Here is a 15283-nt window from a genome sequence, read left to right as displayed (position 1 = left end):
TTTTCATGCTATATACATAGTGGGGAGGGAAAAATGATGAATGGAATTGAAAGCTTTGCGAATACGATTTTGAAAGAAGCGTGCAGGGTACAAGCTTCGGATTTACATATTGTGCCCCGGAAGAAGGATGTAGCGGTTCAACTACGCATAGGAAAAGATTTAATTACGAAACATTGTATTGAAAAGGAATTTGGAGAAAAACTTGTTTCACATTTTAAATTTTTAGCATCCATGGATATAGGGGAAAGGCGGAAGCCACAAAATGGTTCCCTGTATTTACAAATGGATGGGCAAGAAGTGTATTTACGTCTTTCCACACTTCCAACTGTATATCAAGAAAGTCTCGTTATTCGTCTGCATTTACAAGCATCTATTCAGCCGTTATCTCATCTTTCGTTATTTCCAAGTACAGCGAAGAAACTACTTTCTTTTTTACATTACTCTCATGGGTTGCTTGTATTTACTGGACCGACTGGTTCAGGGAAGACAACAACAATGTATGCGTTATTAGAGGTAATTAGAAAAAAGAAAACACGTCGTATCGTTACACTGGAAGATCCAGTTGAAAAAAGAAATGACGATGTATTACAAATTCAAATAAATGAAAAAGCAGGTATCACATATGAGGCGGGATTGAAGGCTATTTTACGTCATGATCCAGATGTTATTTTAGTCGGTGAAATTCGTGATGAAGAAACAGCAAAAATTGCTATAAGAGCAAGTTTGACTGGCCATTTAGTAATGACGACACTTCATACGAATGATGCGAAAGGGGCGATACTTAGATTTATGGATTTTGGCATAACGAGGCAAGAGATTGAACAATCTTTATTGGCGGTAGCTGCACAGCGACTTGTCGAATTGAAGTGTCCGTTTTGCAAAAGAAAGTGCTCAACTTTATGTAAATCAATGAGGCAAGTAAGACAAGCGAGTATTTATGAGTTGTTATGTGGATATGAGTTAAAACAAGCAATAAAAGAAGCAAATGGGGAATGTGTCACTTATAAGCATGAAACATTACAATCTTCGATACGAAAAGGCTATGCTTTAGGTTTTTTAGAAGAGGATGTGTATGTTTAAGAAAATATGGAGTTTAAGTGATCAAGTTATATTACTGAAACGATTAGGAGAACTATTAGAAAAAGGATACTCCCTTTTGCAGGCTTTAGAATTTTTACGGTTTCAATTACCTTTAGAAAAGAAAGTGCAATTGCAGTGCATGATCGATGGATTAAAAGATGGAAAAAGTCTACACGATTCTTTTTATCAATTAAAATTTCATCAGGAGATGTTAAGCTATTTATTTTATGCTGAGCAACATGGTGATATTTCTTTTGCATTGCAACAAGGGAGCGTACTTCTTTATAAAAAGGATAAGTATAGGAAAGATATGATAAAAATAATGCAGTATCCTATGTTATTAGCGTTCTTTTTAATAATCATGATTTTGATTTTTAACCGCATTTTATTACCGCAGGTTGACATGGTATATAGTTCGTTTGGTTCTACAGCCCCGTTATTTACAAAACAAATATTAAGTGTAATTAAGCTACTACCCTATCTTATTTTTAGCACTATTTGTCTAGCCATAATTAGCTATAGTATATATTTTTTTTACTTTCGGAAACTCCCACATATGAAGCAGGTAAACATTATGCTTCGTATCCCTCTCGTAAAAACATTTCTTATTTTAAAGCATTCACATTATTTCGCCACTCAATTGAGCGGTCTGTTACATGGCGGTCTATCCGTACTTGAGGCTCTAACAATAATAATGGAGCAAAAATATCATCCGTTCTTTCAGTATGAAGCGGGCCGAATTGAACGCCAATTAATTGCAGGAGAGCCGTTGCAATCTATTATTGCTAAAAGCGGATATTATGAGGAAGAACTTTCTTATATTATTACGCATGGACAAGCAAATGGGAGTTTAGCGATTGAATTAGGTGACTATAGCAATCTTATTATGGAAAAGATGGAGCAAAAAGTTAAGCGTATGTTAGTGATTATTCAACCAATTTTATTTACGTGTATTGGAGGAATAGTCGTTCTTATGTATTTAGCGATGATTATGCCAATGTTTCAAATGATGAATTCTCTTTAGGAGGTATTTACATGCAGAATGAGGAAGGGTTTACCCTTTTAGAAATGCTATTAGTTATGGTCGTCATAACTGTATTATTACTATTAATTATTCCGAATGTAGTTACACAGCGTTCCTCCGTCGAAGGCACAGGATGTAAAGCCTATGTGAAATCTATAGAAGCTCAAATACAAGTATACCAATTGCAACATAATAAAATTCCCTCGCTAAAAGAACTAATTGATGGAAAGTATATTACAAAGGAAGAGTGTCCGAATGGTGAATCTATTTACATTTCAAATAACGGGACAGTAACAAGTGGGAAACTGTGAAACAAAAAGGTTTTACTCTTTTAGAAATGTTACTCGTTCTATTTGCAATTTCTGTACTAAGTATGGTCACGTATTTTAACGTACATTCATTATATGAAAAACAAAAAATTGAACAATTTTTAAGACAGTTTTCAAATGATATTTTGTATATGCAACAATTAGCGATAAACCGCCAAAAACACTATACATTACGATGGTATAAAGATAGACATACGTACTATATAGGAGAACTAAGTACGAATTTGACTATTATCAAAAGAGAATATGATAACGATATACAAATTGATTTAAATACTTTTCCAAATCCGATGACATATAATCCGAGTGGAAATATTAATAGAGGTGGCACGATTTTACTTTCGTATCGAAGTTATAAATATGAAATTGTATTTCAGCTTGGAAGAGGGAGATTTATGTATCGTGAAATGTCAAAAGGGGTCAGTGATGGTTGAGATGCTTGTAGCGTTAAGTATAGTAATGATGGCAGTATCTTTAATACTCCCGCAATCAGTATTGATTATGCAAGAACGAAAGAACATACAAATTCGTTATAAGGCATTTGTATTATTAAAAAAGGAAGCAGCTTTATATATGTATGAGAATGAGGCGAAACAACAGAAGGAAAAAGTCGTGAACGGAAATGTATATTACACATATTGGGGAGGAAATGAAGTTTGTGCCATGTGGAAAGATGTGAAAGGAAGAATGACGGAACAATGCTTTTATGCAGGAGAAAAAATAAATTAGAAGTTGGATTTACATTACTTGAAATGATCGTATGTTTTTTTCTGTTATCACTGTTCTTTTTACTCTTGCCACGTTTAAACTTTATTGCAATAGAAAACAAACAATCGAAAGGGTTAAATAATTGGGAATGGGATGTGTTTATAGGGCAAGTACAATTAGAATTTCGAGAAGTATCATTTGTAGAAAAAATAGTACCTGAAAATAAAGGTAATCTTTTGCGCTTTCGCCTTCGAACTGGAGATGAAGTGACGTACGAAAAATTGAATAATCATCTAATAAGAAAAGTGAATACGCGCGGAAGAGAAGCTATATTACAAAATGTTGAAATGGTTTCATACGAAGTAACACCTCATTTGCTCTTTATAAATGTGAAAGATATGAGTGGGAAAATATATGAAGGTGTAGCTATTAGGTATAGCGAAATGGAAATAAATACATGAGAAAACAAGAAGGGTTTACGCTGCCAGGAACAATTGTTTTTCTTGTATTATTAACTTCGTTCTTTGTATACGAAACGAATATGTTGCTTATAGATAAAAAATTTTATATTGAAATAGAGCAAAAGTTTGTATTAGAGGAACTACTAAATCGATCTATTACAAATATAAAACAGGAGTTACAGCAAAAAGAACAGGAAGGTACTTTTTTCTTTCCATATGAAAAGGGAGAAGCAAGTGGAAATTACGTCTTTGAAAATGATGTCATTTTTGTTTCGTTACAGTGCAAAATCAAACAAGAAGTTTTCTATAAAGTAAGCTTTCGGTATAGAAAAAAGGATGAGAAAATATTTGATTGGATAGAAGGATAGTATGTAAAATATACAGATGAAAAACCATAATTTTCCCTTTGAAAATAGGCTATTTTTTCAAAGGAAATGGATAAATAAAACAATTAAAAGTTTAAATTTTCTCAAAAAAGAGAAAGGTAGAAAGAATATGATATATTCATGCTATCCAATCATTATTTTTTAGGGAGAATAGGGAAATGACAAATAACAATCAAATAGGTGAAAATAAGGAACAAACTATTTTTGATCATAAAGGAAATGCGATTATGACGGAAGATAGGGAAATACACATTATTTCAAAATTCGAAGAACCTCTTATTGTCGTGTTAGGAAATGTATTAAGCGATGAAGAATGTGATGAATTGATCGAATTGTCTAAAAATAAGTTAGCACGTTCTAAAGTTGGTTCATCACGTGATGTAAATGATATCCGAACGAGTAAGGGTGCATTTTTAGACGATAATGAACTTACTGCGAAGATTGAAAAGCGAATTTCATCTATCATGAATGTTCCTGCGTCGCATGGAGAAGGGTTACACATTTTAAATTATGAGGTGGATCAACAATATAAAGCGCATTATGATTATTTTGCAGAGCACAGTAGATCAGCTGCTAATAATCGTATTAGTACGCTTGTCATGTATTTAAATGATGTAGAAGAAGGCGGAGAAACGTTCTTTCCGAAATTAAATCTTTCTGTGCACCCTAGAAAGGGAATGGCAGTATACTTTGAGTATTTTTATCAAGACCAATCATTAAATGAGCTTACGTTACATGGAGGGGCACCTGTAACGAAAGGTGAGAAATGGATTGCAACGCAGTGGGTGAGAAGAGGCGCTTATAAGTAAAAGTGTGTATGAAACGTTTTGTTCTTCATTGTATAAGAAGAACAAAACGTTTTTTTATTAAATAATGTAATCATTCGTTATAATAACAAATAATAATGAATGATTGAGAGGAACGAATATGAAATCTATATACATAACTGGTTATATGGGAGCAGGGAAAACAACAATTGGAAAAGCATTAAGTAAAGAACTTCATATGGATGTTGTTGATACAGACCAAAAAATTGAAGAGAAGCAGGAGAAGGCAATTCGTGATATTTTTGCCGAAGAAGGCGAAATAGCTTTTCGCGAATATGAAAGTGAAATGTTACGTTCACTACCGAGTTGTAATGTAATTATTACAACTGGTGGCGGAATCATTGAACGAGAGGAAAACCGAAAGTGGATGAAGGAAAATGGAACTGTCGTGTATTTATATTGTGATCCACATGTAATTGCAGAAAGACTTCGTGAAGATACGACACGGCCACTATTTCAGAAGAAAGATATAGAGGCATTTGTGGCAAAATTTGAATCGCGCCGAGCTTATTATGAAGAGGCTCATATTCATATCGATACGACGAATAAGTCTGTAAAGGAAATTATGAATGAATTAAAGGAAAAGATTAATGAATAAAAAAGTGGACATACTAATCAAGTAGAGGTGATGATAATATGTCTACTAATGATTATGTTCGCTTTGTGACGCAGCAGTTTGTGTCGTATATGGATGCTCCAAAAGAAAATCGTAAACAAAAGAAAGAACAACGCCGTGCTGAAAAAGAGCCATTTATGAATAAATGGTTTGGTGTTATGCCGCTAAGTGCTGCTTTGTTTTATCGAAATGTAAAAAATAAAAGAAAAAAATCAAGTTAACGATTTCGTAATATGTGTAGCAAAGTGAAAATCCCCTAGTAGCATCATACTACTAGGGGATTTTTTATTTACTGCACAGATTCCTTTTCTTCTGTAACGGCATGTATTTTATTGTTCACCCATACGAACCCTATTCCGATACAAATGGAAATGCCCCATCCAACAGCGGTCATAATCGCTCTCATTTCACCATAGCCATCTACACCGAAAACAGAGATGAAATAAATTTTTAAGAAGCTTTTTAATATGAATTGTAGACCGAAAAATAGCGTTAAATATTGTAGTGCTGGATAAATACGACTATCACGATACAGTTCACGACTTTTATCACGGTCATGGCCTTGCAGTGCGGCAATATCTGCTGCGAAATATAACATAAGTGGTTTTTTTATAAAAATTGTACATATAACGATAATGCCGAGTACGATGTGATAATACGCATCGTTCCACAACATTCGTTCAGCTGATCCCGATAATAAATCTACCGTTGTATTAGAAATGAGTGTAATTAAAATAAAGAACCCTGTCACGTTAAACTGCTTTTCTTTTTTAAAGGTATACAGTGTATAAATAATTCCCGGAACAGAGGAAAGTAACATCGCGTAATAAGGATCGATATAAGGTTTTGCGAATTTCCAAATGAGGAATGGGATTACGAGATAAAAGACAAGATCTAATATAGCTTTTTTATTTTGATTCATATACAGCCTCCTTAAGTCATACATATATTTTATAATATAATTTCTGAAAATTGTATAAGGTTTATTGAAAAAAGAAAAAGTGTATGATTAGTAGATTGAAAAAAATTGCCCCTAGCGTAGTAAGTTTTTTTAGTATATAATAAAGGAAACGCTTTCATTTCTAGTTTGTTCACAAAATGGACGGAAAATCATATATTTACTATCGATATGTTGCTTTATAATGAAACTAATTAAATATACATGCATACAATATTGTGAAATAAATAACATAAATAATCTATATAAATGTAAACGTTATCAAAAGAGAGAGGTGGAGACAATGAGTAAATTTTTCTTCAATCATAATCCAGCAACAGTAGAGGATGGAAGGCTTGTTAAGTATGCTGAAATTATTTATGGAGAAGGTGGCCGTTCTGTATTAGAAAATTTAATGGTGAAGGCATCTATCAGATTGCGTGATCGTTATCCGAATAAATCTGACGAGCAGATCTCGAACCTAGTAAATAAAGGCATCCATGATATGTTTCAAAAATATGTGAGTGAGTAAGAAGTAAGAGTAGCTAACGGCTGCTCTTATTTTTTTGTATAAGGATGGTGCCTCTAGCTGAAAATAAGGGTGTATTTTGAAAGATATAAAAAGGAGGGAAAAAGATGAGTAATGGAATTGGTCGTTCAAAAGAAAATCTTCCAACTGATGCAAATCATGTGAGTGCAAAGGATCGTGCACATCAAAAACGTATGGCAAAGCAAAAACAACAAGAGCGTAATGGCGATAGAGGATAACTCAAAAAAGCTCCTTCTAAAACAGAAGGGGCTTTTTAAGTTAGAAAATGATTCGCCGTAACATAAAAGAGTCCACCGTTAATAATTTGCACTGTAATGCGTGGTTCATATTGTTCTTGCAAGGCTTGCTTTTCAATTTCATAGCTTTCGGGAAGTTCATCACTTTCTTCATAAAAACGATTTAAAAGGTCTAAATCGTGATTCCAGCGCACTCTTGCTTCTTTCGCCCACGTATGGTCATCTTCCGCAATAATATTCTTTAAAGCATCCTCTATACGTTGTAAACCGCTTTGCGGTTTAATGATAGGCGAGAGCGTAAAACAAAAGTCAGGTATTTTCGGCGTAAGTTTAATCTTAGTTAATGTTTCATGAAAGTTTGCGATCATTGTGCCAGAAATAAGATGAATCCCAATGGAGTGAAGGATGTCTTTTTTTCGATCACATTGATAGGAAACTTTAATATTTACACCGAGCCACGGATGGAGCGGTGTATGTGTTGCCCCGCTATGCCGTACTTCCTCATATAAACGTATGTAAGAGCCTAATTCTTTTGTCGTTTGGAAAATTTGATGAAGACGTGGGGAACCGTAGTGAATAAGCTCGCCGTCGTTTTCTTCATTTTCTGGATTTGTAATAAGAGTAAGGCGCATCGGATTCGGTACGCCTCCTGTTTTCTCAAGGTAGTGCCAATAAAAAGGGCGATTCATTAATAATTTATCCATCTCAATTGTCAACTGCACATCTAATAAATGAGGAGAACGTTCTAAAATTTCACAGTTATTCGCCTCAAAGAAATTGTATAAGTAATTATGAATTTCATGTTGCTGCATAGCCTTGCACCTCAGCTTCATTTCGCTTCGCAAAGTCGATAATAGATGTTAAATTTTCCATCTTAATTCGGATTTCTCCTTCGCTTTTTGATTGCGCAAATATTTCTTGAATGTGTGCATCGATGTTTTTCATATTAATTCTCGTTAAAATTTCATCAAGTTCACCGATAACACGCTCGAATAAATTGATTTTTTCATATAACAGTTTCAAAATATGTTCTTCAACAGTGTGCTTTGTAGCTAAGTTATAAATATGAACATCATTTTTTTGACCAAGACGGTGAATACGTCCGATTCTTTGCTCAAGACGCATTGGATTCCATGGCAAATCATAATTGATCATATGGCTACAAAACTGTAAATTAATTCCTTCACCACCAGCTTCCGTTGCGATTAGCACTTGCGCGTGATTTTGGAAAAGCTCCTTCATCCAATCTTTCTTTCCGCGTTTAAATCCGCCGCGGAATGGAACGGAAGAAATACCGTGTTGTTGTAAAAACCATTGTAAGTACATTTGTGACGCTCGGTATTCTGTGAAGATGACGACTTTATCGTCAATTTCTGTAATAAGCTCAAGAGCTTTATTCGCTTTTGAGTTGAAAGGAATTTGATTAATTTTGTCCATTAGCACATCAATATGTGGGTCTTTTATGTAATTCTCATTTTCCTTCTGTCGTTTTTCTACATGTTTTTTTAATGAATAGTAAACAGCCTCGCGACTACTACACGCTTCCCGTTTTAAAGTTAATGATGAGAAAGCAGATGTGAAGGCGTCTTGTCCTCGCCAATTTTCAATATCATTATATAGAGCTTGTTCTTGTTCATTAAACTCAACAAAAATTGTACGTACATGTCTCTTTGGCCAATCAATTCCGGTATTATGCCGTCGATTTCGGACCATCACTTTGTTAATAAGAGCTTTTAAATCTTCATCAGATTCGGCAGAGCGATTTTTTGAAGCGTAATATTCTTCAAAATTGGATTGATTGCCTAAATGTCCTGGTTTTAATAAAGAAACAAGGTTGAAAATTTCATCAATCTTATTTTGAACAGGAGTAGCCGTTAATAATAAACAAAATTTCTTTTTTAATCGCTGTGCAAATTCATAGTTTTTTGTTTTATTATTTTTAAGTTTATGTGCTTCATCGATAATAATAAGGTCATATTCTAAATTCAAAACGATATCGCGATGCGGTGAACGTTTTGCAGTATCAATTGATGATACAATCACATCAGCTTGTTCCCATGAATAGCTTTTCTTCTGGGCTACAGCAGGAATGAAGAACTTTGTATTTAGTTCGTATGCCCATTGTGATACGAGGGAGGCAGGGACAAGTATAAGTACTTTTTTCACAAGGCCACGGACCATATATTCTTTTAAAATAAGCCCAGCTTCAATCGTTTTCCCAAGTCCTACTTCATCTGCTAGTATCGCTTTACCATTCATTTGTTCAATAACATTTTGAGCGACTTCTAATTGATGAGGAAGTGGTGTGAAATGGGATAAATGTTTCGGTGCTTGTAATCCATCGAAAGTAGGAACAAGTAACGATTTTTCTGTTTCATAAGCTAAATGATATAAATCCCAGTTTGTCCAAGGGCCATCTTCGTCAATTCTATTTAAAAAATTGTTTTGCCACGTTCGATCTATGGAAATATCGACATTCATTACGACTCTCCCACCTTTTATAAACTAAAGTAATTATTAAAAAATCTGTATTTACAAGCCTTGTAATAAGGCTCTATTACACTTGTTGAAAGGTAAAGAATAAACAAAGATAAAGAGCTAAATCTTAAAAGTTGTATGTAATAGGATTAAGCATAAAAAATTCTAAATTATTTTTTATGCTAGAATATTGATGAAATATAGCGAATAATGTTAGGATAATGGTGTGAAATGTGTGGAATCTTTCGTATTTTATCCAAGAAAGTGATTTTTTATTTACGCTTTCATAAAAAAATATAATGAGATTCCGTATATCCTATCTTTTTAGAATGAAAATGTTTAGAAATGAGTAACAACTTTTATTGATTTGTCAGAGCATAAGGGGGAGAGATCATGATTACATTACAACGTACACCGTTATTTGATGTATACGCGAAGTATGGTGGGAAAACAATCGACTTCGGTGGTTGGGAGTTACCAGTTCAATTTTCAAGCATTAAAGAAGAACATGAAGCTGTACGTACAGCGGCAGGTTTGTTCGATGTGTCTCATATGGGAGAAGTTGAGGTAAAAGGTGTAGATAGTTTAGCATTTTTACAACGTGTTGTTACAAATGACGTATCTACCTTAAAGGTAGGGGGCGCACAATATACAGCTATGTGCTACGAAAATGGTGGCACAGTAGATGATTTATTAATCTACAAACGTGGTGAAGAAGACTATTTATTAGTTATCAACGCATCAAATATCGAGAAAGATTACGAATGGTTAGCTAGCCATGTAATTGGCGATGCGACAGTAGTCAATGTTTCTAGTGAAGTTGCACAGCTTGCAATTCAAGGACCAAAAGCAGAAGGCATTTTACAAAAAGTTGTGTCAGAAGATTTGAAAGAAATTAAGTTCTTTAAATTTAAAAACGATATTCTTGTAGATGGAATTCCAGCACTTGTATCTCGTACAGGTTACACAGGTGAAGATGGATTTGAAATTTACTGTAAGAGTGAAGATGCAGCAAAACTTTGGGAGAAACTTCTTGAAGTTGGAGCAGAAGAAGGCTTAAAAGCATGTGGTTTAGGTGCTCGTGATACACTTCGCTTCGAAGCAACATTACCACTTTATGGTCAAGAATTATCAAAAGATATTACACCGATTGAAGCTGGAATTGGCTTTGCGGTAAAAACAAATAAAGAAGCAGACTTCTTTGGAAAAGCAACGTTAAAAGAGCAAAAAGAAAACGGTGCGCCTCGCAAATTAGTCGGCATCGAAGTAATTGAACGTGGAATTCCTCGTACGCATTACCCTGTATTTATTGGAGAAGAAAAGATCGGGGAAGTAACAAGTGGTACACAATCTCCAACGTTAAAGAAAAGCATTGGTTTAGCACTAATTGATGTAAAATACGCAGCAGTTGATACAGAAGTAGAAATTGAAATTCGTAATAAACGCGTCAAAGCAGTAGTTGTTCCAACACCATTTTATAAACGTTCAAAGTAACGGGGAGAGGGGTAGATTTCATGTTGCATCGTTATCTTCCAATGACAGAAGAAGACAAAAAAGAAATGTTACAAACGATCGGCGTCCAAACGATTGATGAGTTATTCTCTGATATTCCAGAGAGTGTTCGTTTTAAAGGGGATTTAAAAATTAAAGAAGCAAAATCAGAGCCAGAGCTTTTAAAAGAGTTATCTCAAATGGCTAGTAAAAATGCTAACTTAAAAGAGTACGCTTCTTTCTTAGGAGCAGGCGTATACGATCATTATGCTCCAGTAATTGTAGATCATGTTATCTCTCGCTCAGAATTTTATACAGCTTACACGCCATACCAACCGGAAATTTCACAAGGGGAATTACAAGCAATTTTTGAATTCCAAACAATGATTTGTGAATTAACAGGAATGGATGTAGCAAACTCTTCTATGTACGACGGAGGTACAGCTTTAGCTGAAGCGGCAATGCTAGCAGCTGGCCATACTCGTAAAAAGAAAATTCTTGTATCTAGCGCAGTTCATCCAGAATCAAGAGCAGTACTTGAAACATATGCAAAAGGTCAACATCTTGAAGTTGTTGAAATTAATCATAAAGATGGTGTAACAGATTTAGACGTATTACAAAGTGAAGTAGATGATACAGTTGCTTGTGTAATCGTTCAATATCCAAACTTCTTCGGACAAGTTGAAAAATTAGCTGATATTGAAAAAATCGTTCATCAACAAAAATCACTATTTATCGTTTCTTCAAATCCATTATCATTAGGCGCATTAACACCACCAGGAAAATTTGGTGCTGATGTTGTCATCGGTGATGCACAACCATTTGGTATCCCAACGCAGTTTGGTGGACCACACTGTGGTTACTTTGCAACAACGAAAGCATTTATGCGTAAAATTCCAGGACGTCTTGTCGGACAAACTGTAGATTCAGAAGGTAAACGTGGATTTGTATTAACGTTACAAGCACGTGAACAGCATATTCGCCGTGACAAAGCGACATCTAACATTTGTTCAAACCAAGCGTTAAATGCATTAGCAGCATCAGTTGCAATGACGGCACTTGGTAAACAAGGTGTAAAAGAAATGGCACGTCAAAACATTTCTAAAGCACAATATGCAAAACGTCAATTTGAAGCGAAAGGCTTCACAGTTACATTTGCTGGACCATTTTTCAATGAGTTCGTTGTAGATTGTAAGCGCCCAGTGAAAGAAGTAAACGATGCATTATTACAAAAGAATATTATCGGCGGTTACGACCTAGGCCGTGATTATAAAGAGCATGAGAACCATATGCTTGTAGCAGTAACAGAGCTTCGTACAAAAGAGGAAATTGACACACTTGTAAACGAAATGGGGGCTATCCAATGAAGAACCAAGACCAAGCACTTATCTTTGAAGTGAGTAAAGAAGGACGCATAGGATATAGCCTACCAAAATTAGATGTAGAAGAAGTGAAACTAGAAGATGTGTTTGAGAGCGATTATATTCGAGTAGAAGATGCAGAGCTACCAGAAGTATCTGAACTTGATATTATGCGCCACTATACAGCACTTTCAAACCGTAACCACGGTGTAGATTCTGGATTCTATCCACTTGGATCTTGTACGATGAAATATAATCCGAAAATTAATGAGAGTGTAGCTCGTTTCGCAGGATTTGCAAATATTCATCCGTTGCAAGATGAAAAGACAGTACAAGGTGCAATGGAATTAATGTACGACTTACAAGAGCATTTAATTGAAATTACAGGTATGGATACTGTTACATTACAACCAGCTGCTGGTGCACACGGAGAATGGACAGGTTTAATGTTAATTCGTGCATACCATGAAGCAAATGGTGACTTTAACCGTACGAAAGTAATTGTTCCTGACTCTGCTCACGGAACGAATCCAGCATCTGCAACTGTAGCTGGTTTCGAAACAATTACAGTAAAATCAAATGAACATGGTCTTGTTGACCTAGAAGATTTAAAACGTGTTGTAAATGAAGAAACAGCAGCACTTATGTTAACAAACCCTAATACATTAGGTCTATTCGAAGAAAATATTTTAGAAATGGCAGAAATCGTCCATAACGCAGGCGGTAAATTATACTATGATGGTGCAAACTTAAATGCGGTATTAAGCCAAGCGCGCCCAGGAGATATGGGATTTGACGTTGTGCATTTAAACCTTCATAAAACATTTACAGGTCCTCACGGCGGCGGTGGCCCAGGTTCTGGTCCAGTAGGTGTAAAAGCTGATTTAATTCCGTACCTACCAAAACCAATTTTAGAGAAAACGGAAGATGGCTATCGCTTTAACTATGATCGTCCAGAAGCAATTGGGCGCGTAAAACCATTCTACGGTAACTTCGGAATTAACGTTCGTGCATACACATACATTCGTTCTATGGGTCCAGATGGATTACGTGCAGTAACGGAGTATGCGGTATTAAATGCGAACTATATGATGAGAAGATTAGCACCATTCTATGATCTTCCGTTCGATAGACATTGTAAGCATGAGTTTGTATTATCAGGTCGTCGTCAAAAGAAACTTGGTGTACGTACATTAGATATTGCAAAACGCCTGCTTGATTTCGGTTACCATCCACCAACAATTTACTTCCCATTAAATGTGGAAGAATGTATTATGATTGAGCCGACAGAAACAGAATCAAAAGAAACATTAGATGGCTTCATTGATAAGATGATTCAAATTGCTAAAGAAGTAGAAGAAAATCCAGAAGTTGTACAGGAAGCACCTCATACAACAGTCATTAAACGTTTAGACGAAACGATGGCAGCACGTAAACCAGTTTTACGTTATGAAAAGCCAGCTCCTGTACAAGTTTGATTAGAATAACAAAGGAAGAACTCGCTATATGCGAGTTCTTTTTTTTGTATGGAGAATTTGTTCCGCAATTTGTGGCCTGATAATCAGTAGAGATGAACAAAAACACCCACTGATTAAAGTTTCACTTTATGCAGAAGTGGTGAAGAAAATGTTAAAAATTTATATTTTTTGTTTCATAATGGTGTAAAGAAGCAGTTTTATAGGTGATTTTGTTGAAAAAGTCAGTTTGATAAAAGTATTTATTTTTGTTAGAATTTTATTGAAATTAAGAAGATGTAATGAGATAGGAATGACTCATTTTTATGTATATGTGAAAAAACGAGCAAGCTGGGGGTGAAAATGTGGGATATCGGTGTTATAGAATGATATACCATTTAGAGAACGGAAAAACGATTAAAGATATAAAAGAATTTTGTTATCGAGATCAAGGAAAAGTGCTAGAAAGAGTAGCGCATCGTGTAATGGATAATAGGGAAGTAACGGCAATTGATAAGCAAGGAACGATCATTTCAATAGCATGTGAGGACATTGTAAAGGTGGAACTTGATTACATAACAGAAAGTTAACCTTGAGTCATATCGAATTATTCGATAAAATATACTGTTGAATGGTGAATTGAGAAGAGAGGAGTTTATCATGGGTAGTACAAGACACTTTTATATGTTTATCTTAGCGTTTGTTCTTGTTGTCGCATTAACGATTTATTTAATTGTTGATAGTACTTGGTACAACACAGTTCATCCGGCATTCCTTCTGTTTATGTATGTAGGAATTGCGGTAGTGAGTTTCGGAATGAGAGATGAGATGTTAGATCGCTTTGAAAAGTGATACATATACGAAAGACCAACAGGAAAATGTTGGTCTTTTTTTCTTGCCAAAAATAGGATGGTGTGTATATACTGTGTATGTAAGTTATATACAGTATATACACACTGGAGGAAAACATGAATATTATTATTTCGAATTCTTCCCAAGACCCTATTTATGTACAAATAAGAAAACAATTAAGCCAGCTTATTTTAAATGGTGGTTTAAAGGGTGGAGACCAATTACCGTCTATTCGTAGCTTAGCGAAGGAATTACAAATTAGTGTAATTACAACGAAGCGTGCGTACGAGGAGCTTGAAAAAGAAGGATATATAGAAACTGTTGCTGGGAAGGGGACTTATGTTTCACGTAAAAATAATGAACTACTAAAGGAACAAAGGCTTCGTCTATTGGAAAGTAAAGCGGAAGAGATTGTAAATGAAAGTAAAGCGTTGCAGCTTTCACTTGAAGATTTACAGCAGATGATTGCGTGTTTATATGAGGGGGAATAAAG

At 35.0% G+C, this 15283-nt stretch carries 22 protein-coding genes; 18 read left to right on the top strand and 4 right to left on the bottom strand.

What is annotated here, in order from left to right:
• The first annotated feature begins 36 nt into the window (after nucleotides 1-36).
• From comGA to Q9B79_RS10255, 10 genes are all read left to right on the top strand, one after another.
• Nucleotides 37-1080, top strand: coding sequence for a competence protein ComGA (gene comGA / locus Q9B79_RS10300; RefSeq protein ID WP_306183924.1), 1044 nt, complete (start codon nucleotides 37-39; stop codon nucleotides 1078-1080).
• Nucleotides 1073-2104 carry a competence type IV pilus assembly protein ComGB gene (comGB, locus tag Q9B79_RS10295; protein ID WP_306183921.1) on the top strand — a complete coding sequence of 344 codons (1032 nt, stop codon included), beginning with the start codon at nucleotides 1073-1075 and terminating at the stop codon, nucleotides 2102-2104. The genes comGA and comGB overlap by 8 nt, the downstream gene beginning before the upstream one ends.
• Nucleotides 2105-2115: 11 nt before the next feature.
• Complete coding sequence (comGC, locus tag Q9B79_RS10290; protein ID WP_306183919.1) at nucleotides 2116-2415, top strand: competence type IV pilus major pilin ComGC; 300 nt, start codon at nucleotides 2116-2118, stop codon at nucleotides 2413-2415.
• Nucleotides 2412-2867 (top strand): comG operon protein ComGD, encoded by a 456-nt coding sequence (comGD, locus tag Q9B79_RS10285; RefSeq protein ID WP_306183917.1) that lies wholly within the window; start codon nucleotides 2412-2414, stop codon nucleotides 2865-2867. Before comGC ends, comGD begins: the two co-directional genes overlap by 4 nt.
• Nucleotides 2860-3162, top strand: coding sequence for a competence type IV pilus minor pilin ComGE (gene comGE / locus Q9B79_RS10280; protein ID WP_306183915.1), 303 nt, complete (start codon nucleotides 2860-2862; stop codon nucleotides 3160-3162). The genes comGD and comGE overlap by 8 nt, the downstream gene beginning before the upstream one ends.
• The gene (comGF, locus tag Q9B79_RS10275) at nucleotides 3132-3602 is read left to right on the top strand and encodes a competence type IV pilus minor pilin ComGF (protein ID WP_306183913.1); all 471 of its coding nucleotides are present in this window, start codon (nucleotides 3132-3134) and stop codon (nucleotides 3600-3602) included. Before comGE ends, comGF begins: the two co-directional genes overlap by 31 nt.
• Complete coding sequence (gene comGG, locus Q9B79_RS10270) at nucleotides 3599-3970, top strand: competence type IV pilus minor pilin ComGG (protein ID WP_306183911.1); 372 nt, start codon at nucleotides 3599-3601, stop codon at nucleotides 3968-3970. Before comGF ends, comGG begins: the two co-directional genes overlap by 4 nt.
• 176 nt (nucleotides 3971-4146) lie before the next feature.
• Nucleotides 4147-4797 (top strand): 2OG-Fe(II) oxygenase, encoded by a 651-nt coding sequence (locus Q9B79_RS10265; RefSeq protein ID WP_048531136.1) that lies wholly within the window; start codon nucleotides 4147-4149, stop codon nucleotides 4795-4797.
• 118 nt (nucleotides 4798-4915) lie between these two features.
• Complete coding sequence (locus Q9B79_RS10260; RefSeq protein WP_098254311.1) at nucleotides 4916-5413, top strand: shikimate kinase; 498 nt, start codon at nucleotides 4916-4918, stop codon at nucleotides 5411-5413.
• A gap of 38 nt (nucleotides 5414-5451) precedes the next feature.
• Nucleotides 5452-5652 carry a YqzE family protein gene (locus tag Q9B79_RS10255; protein WP_306183907.1) on the top strand — a complete coding sequence of 67 codons (201 nt, stop codon included), beginning with the start codon at nucleotides 5452-5454 and terminating at the stop codon, nucleotides 5650-5652.
• A 68-nt stretch (nucleotides 5653-5720) separates the two neighbouring features.
• Here Q9B79_RS10255 and Q9B79_RS10250 read toward each other — a convergent pair whose 3' ends face one another.
• Together Q9B79_RS10250 and Q9B79_RS10245 are read right to left on the bottom strand one after the other, a co-directional pair.
• On the bottom strand, nucleotides 5721-6353 hold the full coding sequence (locus tag Q9B79_RS10250; RefSeq protein WP_001073110.1) for a VC0807 family protein: 633 nt from the start codon (nucleotides 6351-6353) through the stop codon (nucleotides 5721-5723).
• Between the two features lie 129 nt (nucleotides 6354-6482).
• Nucleotides 6483-6599 (bottom strand): hypothetical protein, encoded by a 117-nt coding sequence (locus Q9B79_RS10245; RefSeq protein ID WP_002022367.1) that lies wholly within the window; start codon nucleotides 6597-6599, stop codon nucleotides 6483-6485.
• A gap of 73 nt (nucleotides 6600-6672) precedes the next feature.
• On the opposite strand from Q9B79_RS10245, the gene Q9B79_RS10240 reads away from it, so the two are divergent.
• Nucleotides 6673-6900: a hypothetical protein gene (locus tag Q9B79_RS10240; protein ID WP_000032702.1), complete on the top strand. Its 228-nt coding sequence runs from the start codon at nucleotides 6673-6675 to the stop codon at nucleotides 6898-6900.
• A gap of 104 nt (nucleotides 6901-7004) precedes the next feature.
• Nucleotides 7005-7136, top strand: coding sequence for a hypothetical protein (locus Q9B79_RS10235; RefSeq protein WP_000064661.1), 132 nt, complete (start codon nucleotides 7005-7007; stop codon nucleotides 7134-7136).
• A gap of 35 nt (nucleotides 7137-7171) precedes the next feature.
• Here Q9B79_RS10235 and Q9B79_RS10230 read toward each other — a convergent pair whose 3' ends face one another.
• Both Q9B79_RS10230 and Q9B79_RS10225 read right to left on the bottom strand, forming a co-directional pair.
• Nucleotides 7172-7966: a YqhG family protein gene (locus tag Q9B79_RS10230; RefSeq protein WP_001183969.1), complete on the bottom strand. Its 795-nt coding sequence runs from the start codon at nucleotides 7964-7966 to the stop codon at nucleotides 7172-7174.
• Nucleotides 7953-9635, bottom strand: coding sequence for a DEAD/DEAH box helicase (locus Q9B79_RS10225; protein ID WP_306183903.1), 1683 nt, complete (start codon nucleotides 9633-9635; stop codon nucleotides 7953-7955). The genes Q9B79_RS10230 and Q9B79_RS10225 overlap by 14 nt, the downstream gene beginning before the upstream one ends.
• Before the next feature lie 390 nt (nucleotides 9636-10025).
• Here Q9B79_RS10225 and gcvT point away from each other — a divergent pair, with 390 nt between their 5' ends.
• From gcvT to Q9B79_RS10195, 6 genes are all read left to right on the top strand, one after another.
• Nucleotides 10026-11126 (top strand): glycine cleavage system aminomethyltransferase GcvT, encoded by a 1101-nt coding sequence (gcvT, locus tag Q9B79_RS10220; RefSeq protein WP_000631769.1) that lies wholly within the window; start codon nucleotides 10026-10028, stop codon nucleotides 11124-11126.
• A 20-nt stretch (nucleotides 11127-11146) separates the two neighbouring features.
• The gene (gene gcvPA / locus Q9B79_RS10215) at nucleotides 11147-12490 is read left to right on the top strand and encodes an aminomethyl-transferring glycine dehydrogenase subunit 1 (protein ID WP_306183899.1); all 1344 of its coding nucleotides are present in this window, start codon (nucleotides 11147-11149) and stop codon (nucleotides 12488-12490) included.
• Complete coding sequence (gene gcvPB / locus Q9B79_RS10210) at nucleotides 12487-13962, top strand: aminomethyl-transferring glycine dehydrogenase subunit 2 (protein WP_000795696.1); 1476 nt, start codon at nucleotides 12487-12489, stop codon at nucleotides 13960-13962. Before gcvPA ends, gcvPB begins: the two co-directional genes overlap by 4 nt.
• A gap of 362 nt (nucleotides 13963-14324) precedes the next feature.
• Complete coding sequence (locus tag Q9B79_RS10205) at nucleotides 14325-14528, top strand: DUF3929 family protein (protein ID WP_061677400.1); 204 nt, start codon at nucleotides 14325-14327, stop codon at nucleotides 14526-14528.
• Between the two features lie 70 nt (nucleotides 14529-14598).
• Nucleotides 14599-14790: a hypothetical protein gene (locus tag Q9B79_RS10200; protein ID WP_000535935.1), complete on the top strand. Its 192-nt coding sequence runs from the start codon at nucleotides 14599-14601 to the stop codon at nucleotides 14788-14790.
• A gap of 116 nt (nucleotides 14791-14906) precedes the next feature.
• Nucleotides 14907-15281 carry a GntR family transcriptional regulator gene (locus tag Q9B79_RS10195; RefSeq protein WP_001021351.1) on the top strand — a complete coding sequence of 125 codons (375 nt, stop codon included), beginning with the start codon at nucleotides 14907-14909 and terminating at the stop codon, nucleotides 15279-15281.
• Nucleotides 15282-15283: the final 2 nt, after the last annotated feature.

Source organism: Bacillus sp. MHSD_36 (assembly GCF_030757775.1).
In the GTDB taxonomy this organism is placed as follows: Bacteria; Bacillota; Bacilli; order Bacillales; family Bacillaceae_G; genus Bacillus_A.
This window is presented reverse-complemented; position numbering and strand designations above follow the sequence as displayed.

Excerpts from the sequence above, each read along its gene's own strand:
- Q9B79_RS10260 (WP_098254311.1), top strand. The coding sequence starts at position 4,916 with ATGAAATCTATATACATAACTGGTTATATGGGAGCAGGGAAAACAACA.
- Q9B79_RS10265 (WP_048531136.1), top strand. The coding sequence starts at position 4,147 with ATGACAAATAACAATCAAATAGGTGAAAATAAGGAACAAACTATTTTT.
- comGG (WP_306183911.1), top strand. The coding sequence starts at position 3,599 with ATGAGAAAACAAGAAGGGTTTACGCTGCCAGGAACAATTGTTTTTCTT.
- Q9B79_RS10240 (WP_000032702.1), top strand. The coding sequence starts at position 6,673 with ATGAGTAAATTTTTCTTCAATCATAATCCAGCAACAGTAGAGGATGGA.
- Q9B79_RS10255 (WP_306183907.1), top strand. The coding sequence starts at position 5,452 with ATGTCTACTAATGATTATGTTCGCTTTGTGACGCAGCAGTTTGTGTCG.
- Q9B79_RS10200 (WP_000535935.1), top strand. The coding sequence starts at position 14,599 with ATGGGTAGTACAAGACACTTTTATATGTTTATCTTAGCGTTTGTTCTT.
- Q9B79_RS10235 (WP_000064661.1), top strand. The coding sequence starts at position 7,005 with ATGAGTAATGGAATTGGTCGTTCAAAAGAAAATCTTCCAACTGATGCA.
- Q9B79_RS10225 (WP_306183903.1), bottom strand. The coding sequence starts at position 9,635 with ATGAATGTCGATATTTCCATAGATCGAACGTGGCAAAACAATTTTTTA.
- Q9B79_RS10195 (WP_001021351.1), top strand. The coding sequence starts at position 14,907 with ATGAATATTATTATTTCGAATTCTTCCCAAGACCCTATTTATGTACAA.
- Q9B79_RS10230 (WP_001183969.1), bottom strand. The coding sequence starts at position 7,966 with ATGCAGCAACATGAAATTCATAATTACTTATACAATTTCTTTGAGGCG.
- gcvT (WP_000631769.1), top strand. The coding sequence starts at position 10,026 with ATGATTACATTACAACGTACACCGTTATTTGATGTATACGCGAAGTAT.
- Q9B79_RS10205 (WP_061677400.1), top strand. The coding sequence starts at position 14,325 with ATGATATACCATTTAGAGAACGGAAAAACGATTAAAGATATAAAAGAA.
- comGA (WP_306183924.1), top strand. The coding sequence starts at position 37 with ATGAATGGAATTGAAAGCTTTGCGAATACGATTTTGAAAGAAGCGTGC.
- comGE (WP_306183915.1), top strand. The coding sequence starts at position 2,860 with ATGGTTGAGATGCTTGTAGCGTTAAGTATAGTAATGATGGCAGTATCT.
- comGF (WP_306183913.1), top strand. The coding sequence starts at position 3,132 with ATGCTTTTATGCAGGAGAAAAAATAAATTAGAAGTTGGATTTACATTA.
- comGC (WP_306183919.1), top strand. The coding sequence starts at position 2,116 with ATGCAGAATGAGGAAGGGTTTACCCTTTTAGAAATGCTATTAGTTATG.
- gcvPA (WP_306183899.1), top strand. The coding sequence starts at position 11,147 with ATGTTGCATCGTTATCTTCCAATGACAGAAGAAGACAAAAAAGAAATG.
- comGB (WP_306183921.1), top strand. The coding sequence starts at position 1,073 with ATGTTTAAGAAAATATGGAGTTTAAGTGATCAAGTTATATTACTGAAA.
- Q9B79_RS10245 (WP_002022367.1), bottom strand. The coding sequence starts at position 6,599 with ATGCATGTATATTTAATTAGTTTCATTATAAAGCAACATATCGATAGT.
- Q9B79_RS10250 (WP_001073110.1), bottom strand. The coding sequence starts at position 6,353 with ATGAATCAAAATAAAAAAGCTATATTAGATCTTGTCTTTTATCTCGTA.
- gcvPB (WP_000795696.1), top strand. The coding sequence starts at position 12,487 with ATGAAGAACCAAGACCAAGCACTTATCTTTGAAGTGAGTAAAGAAGGA.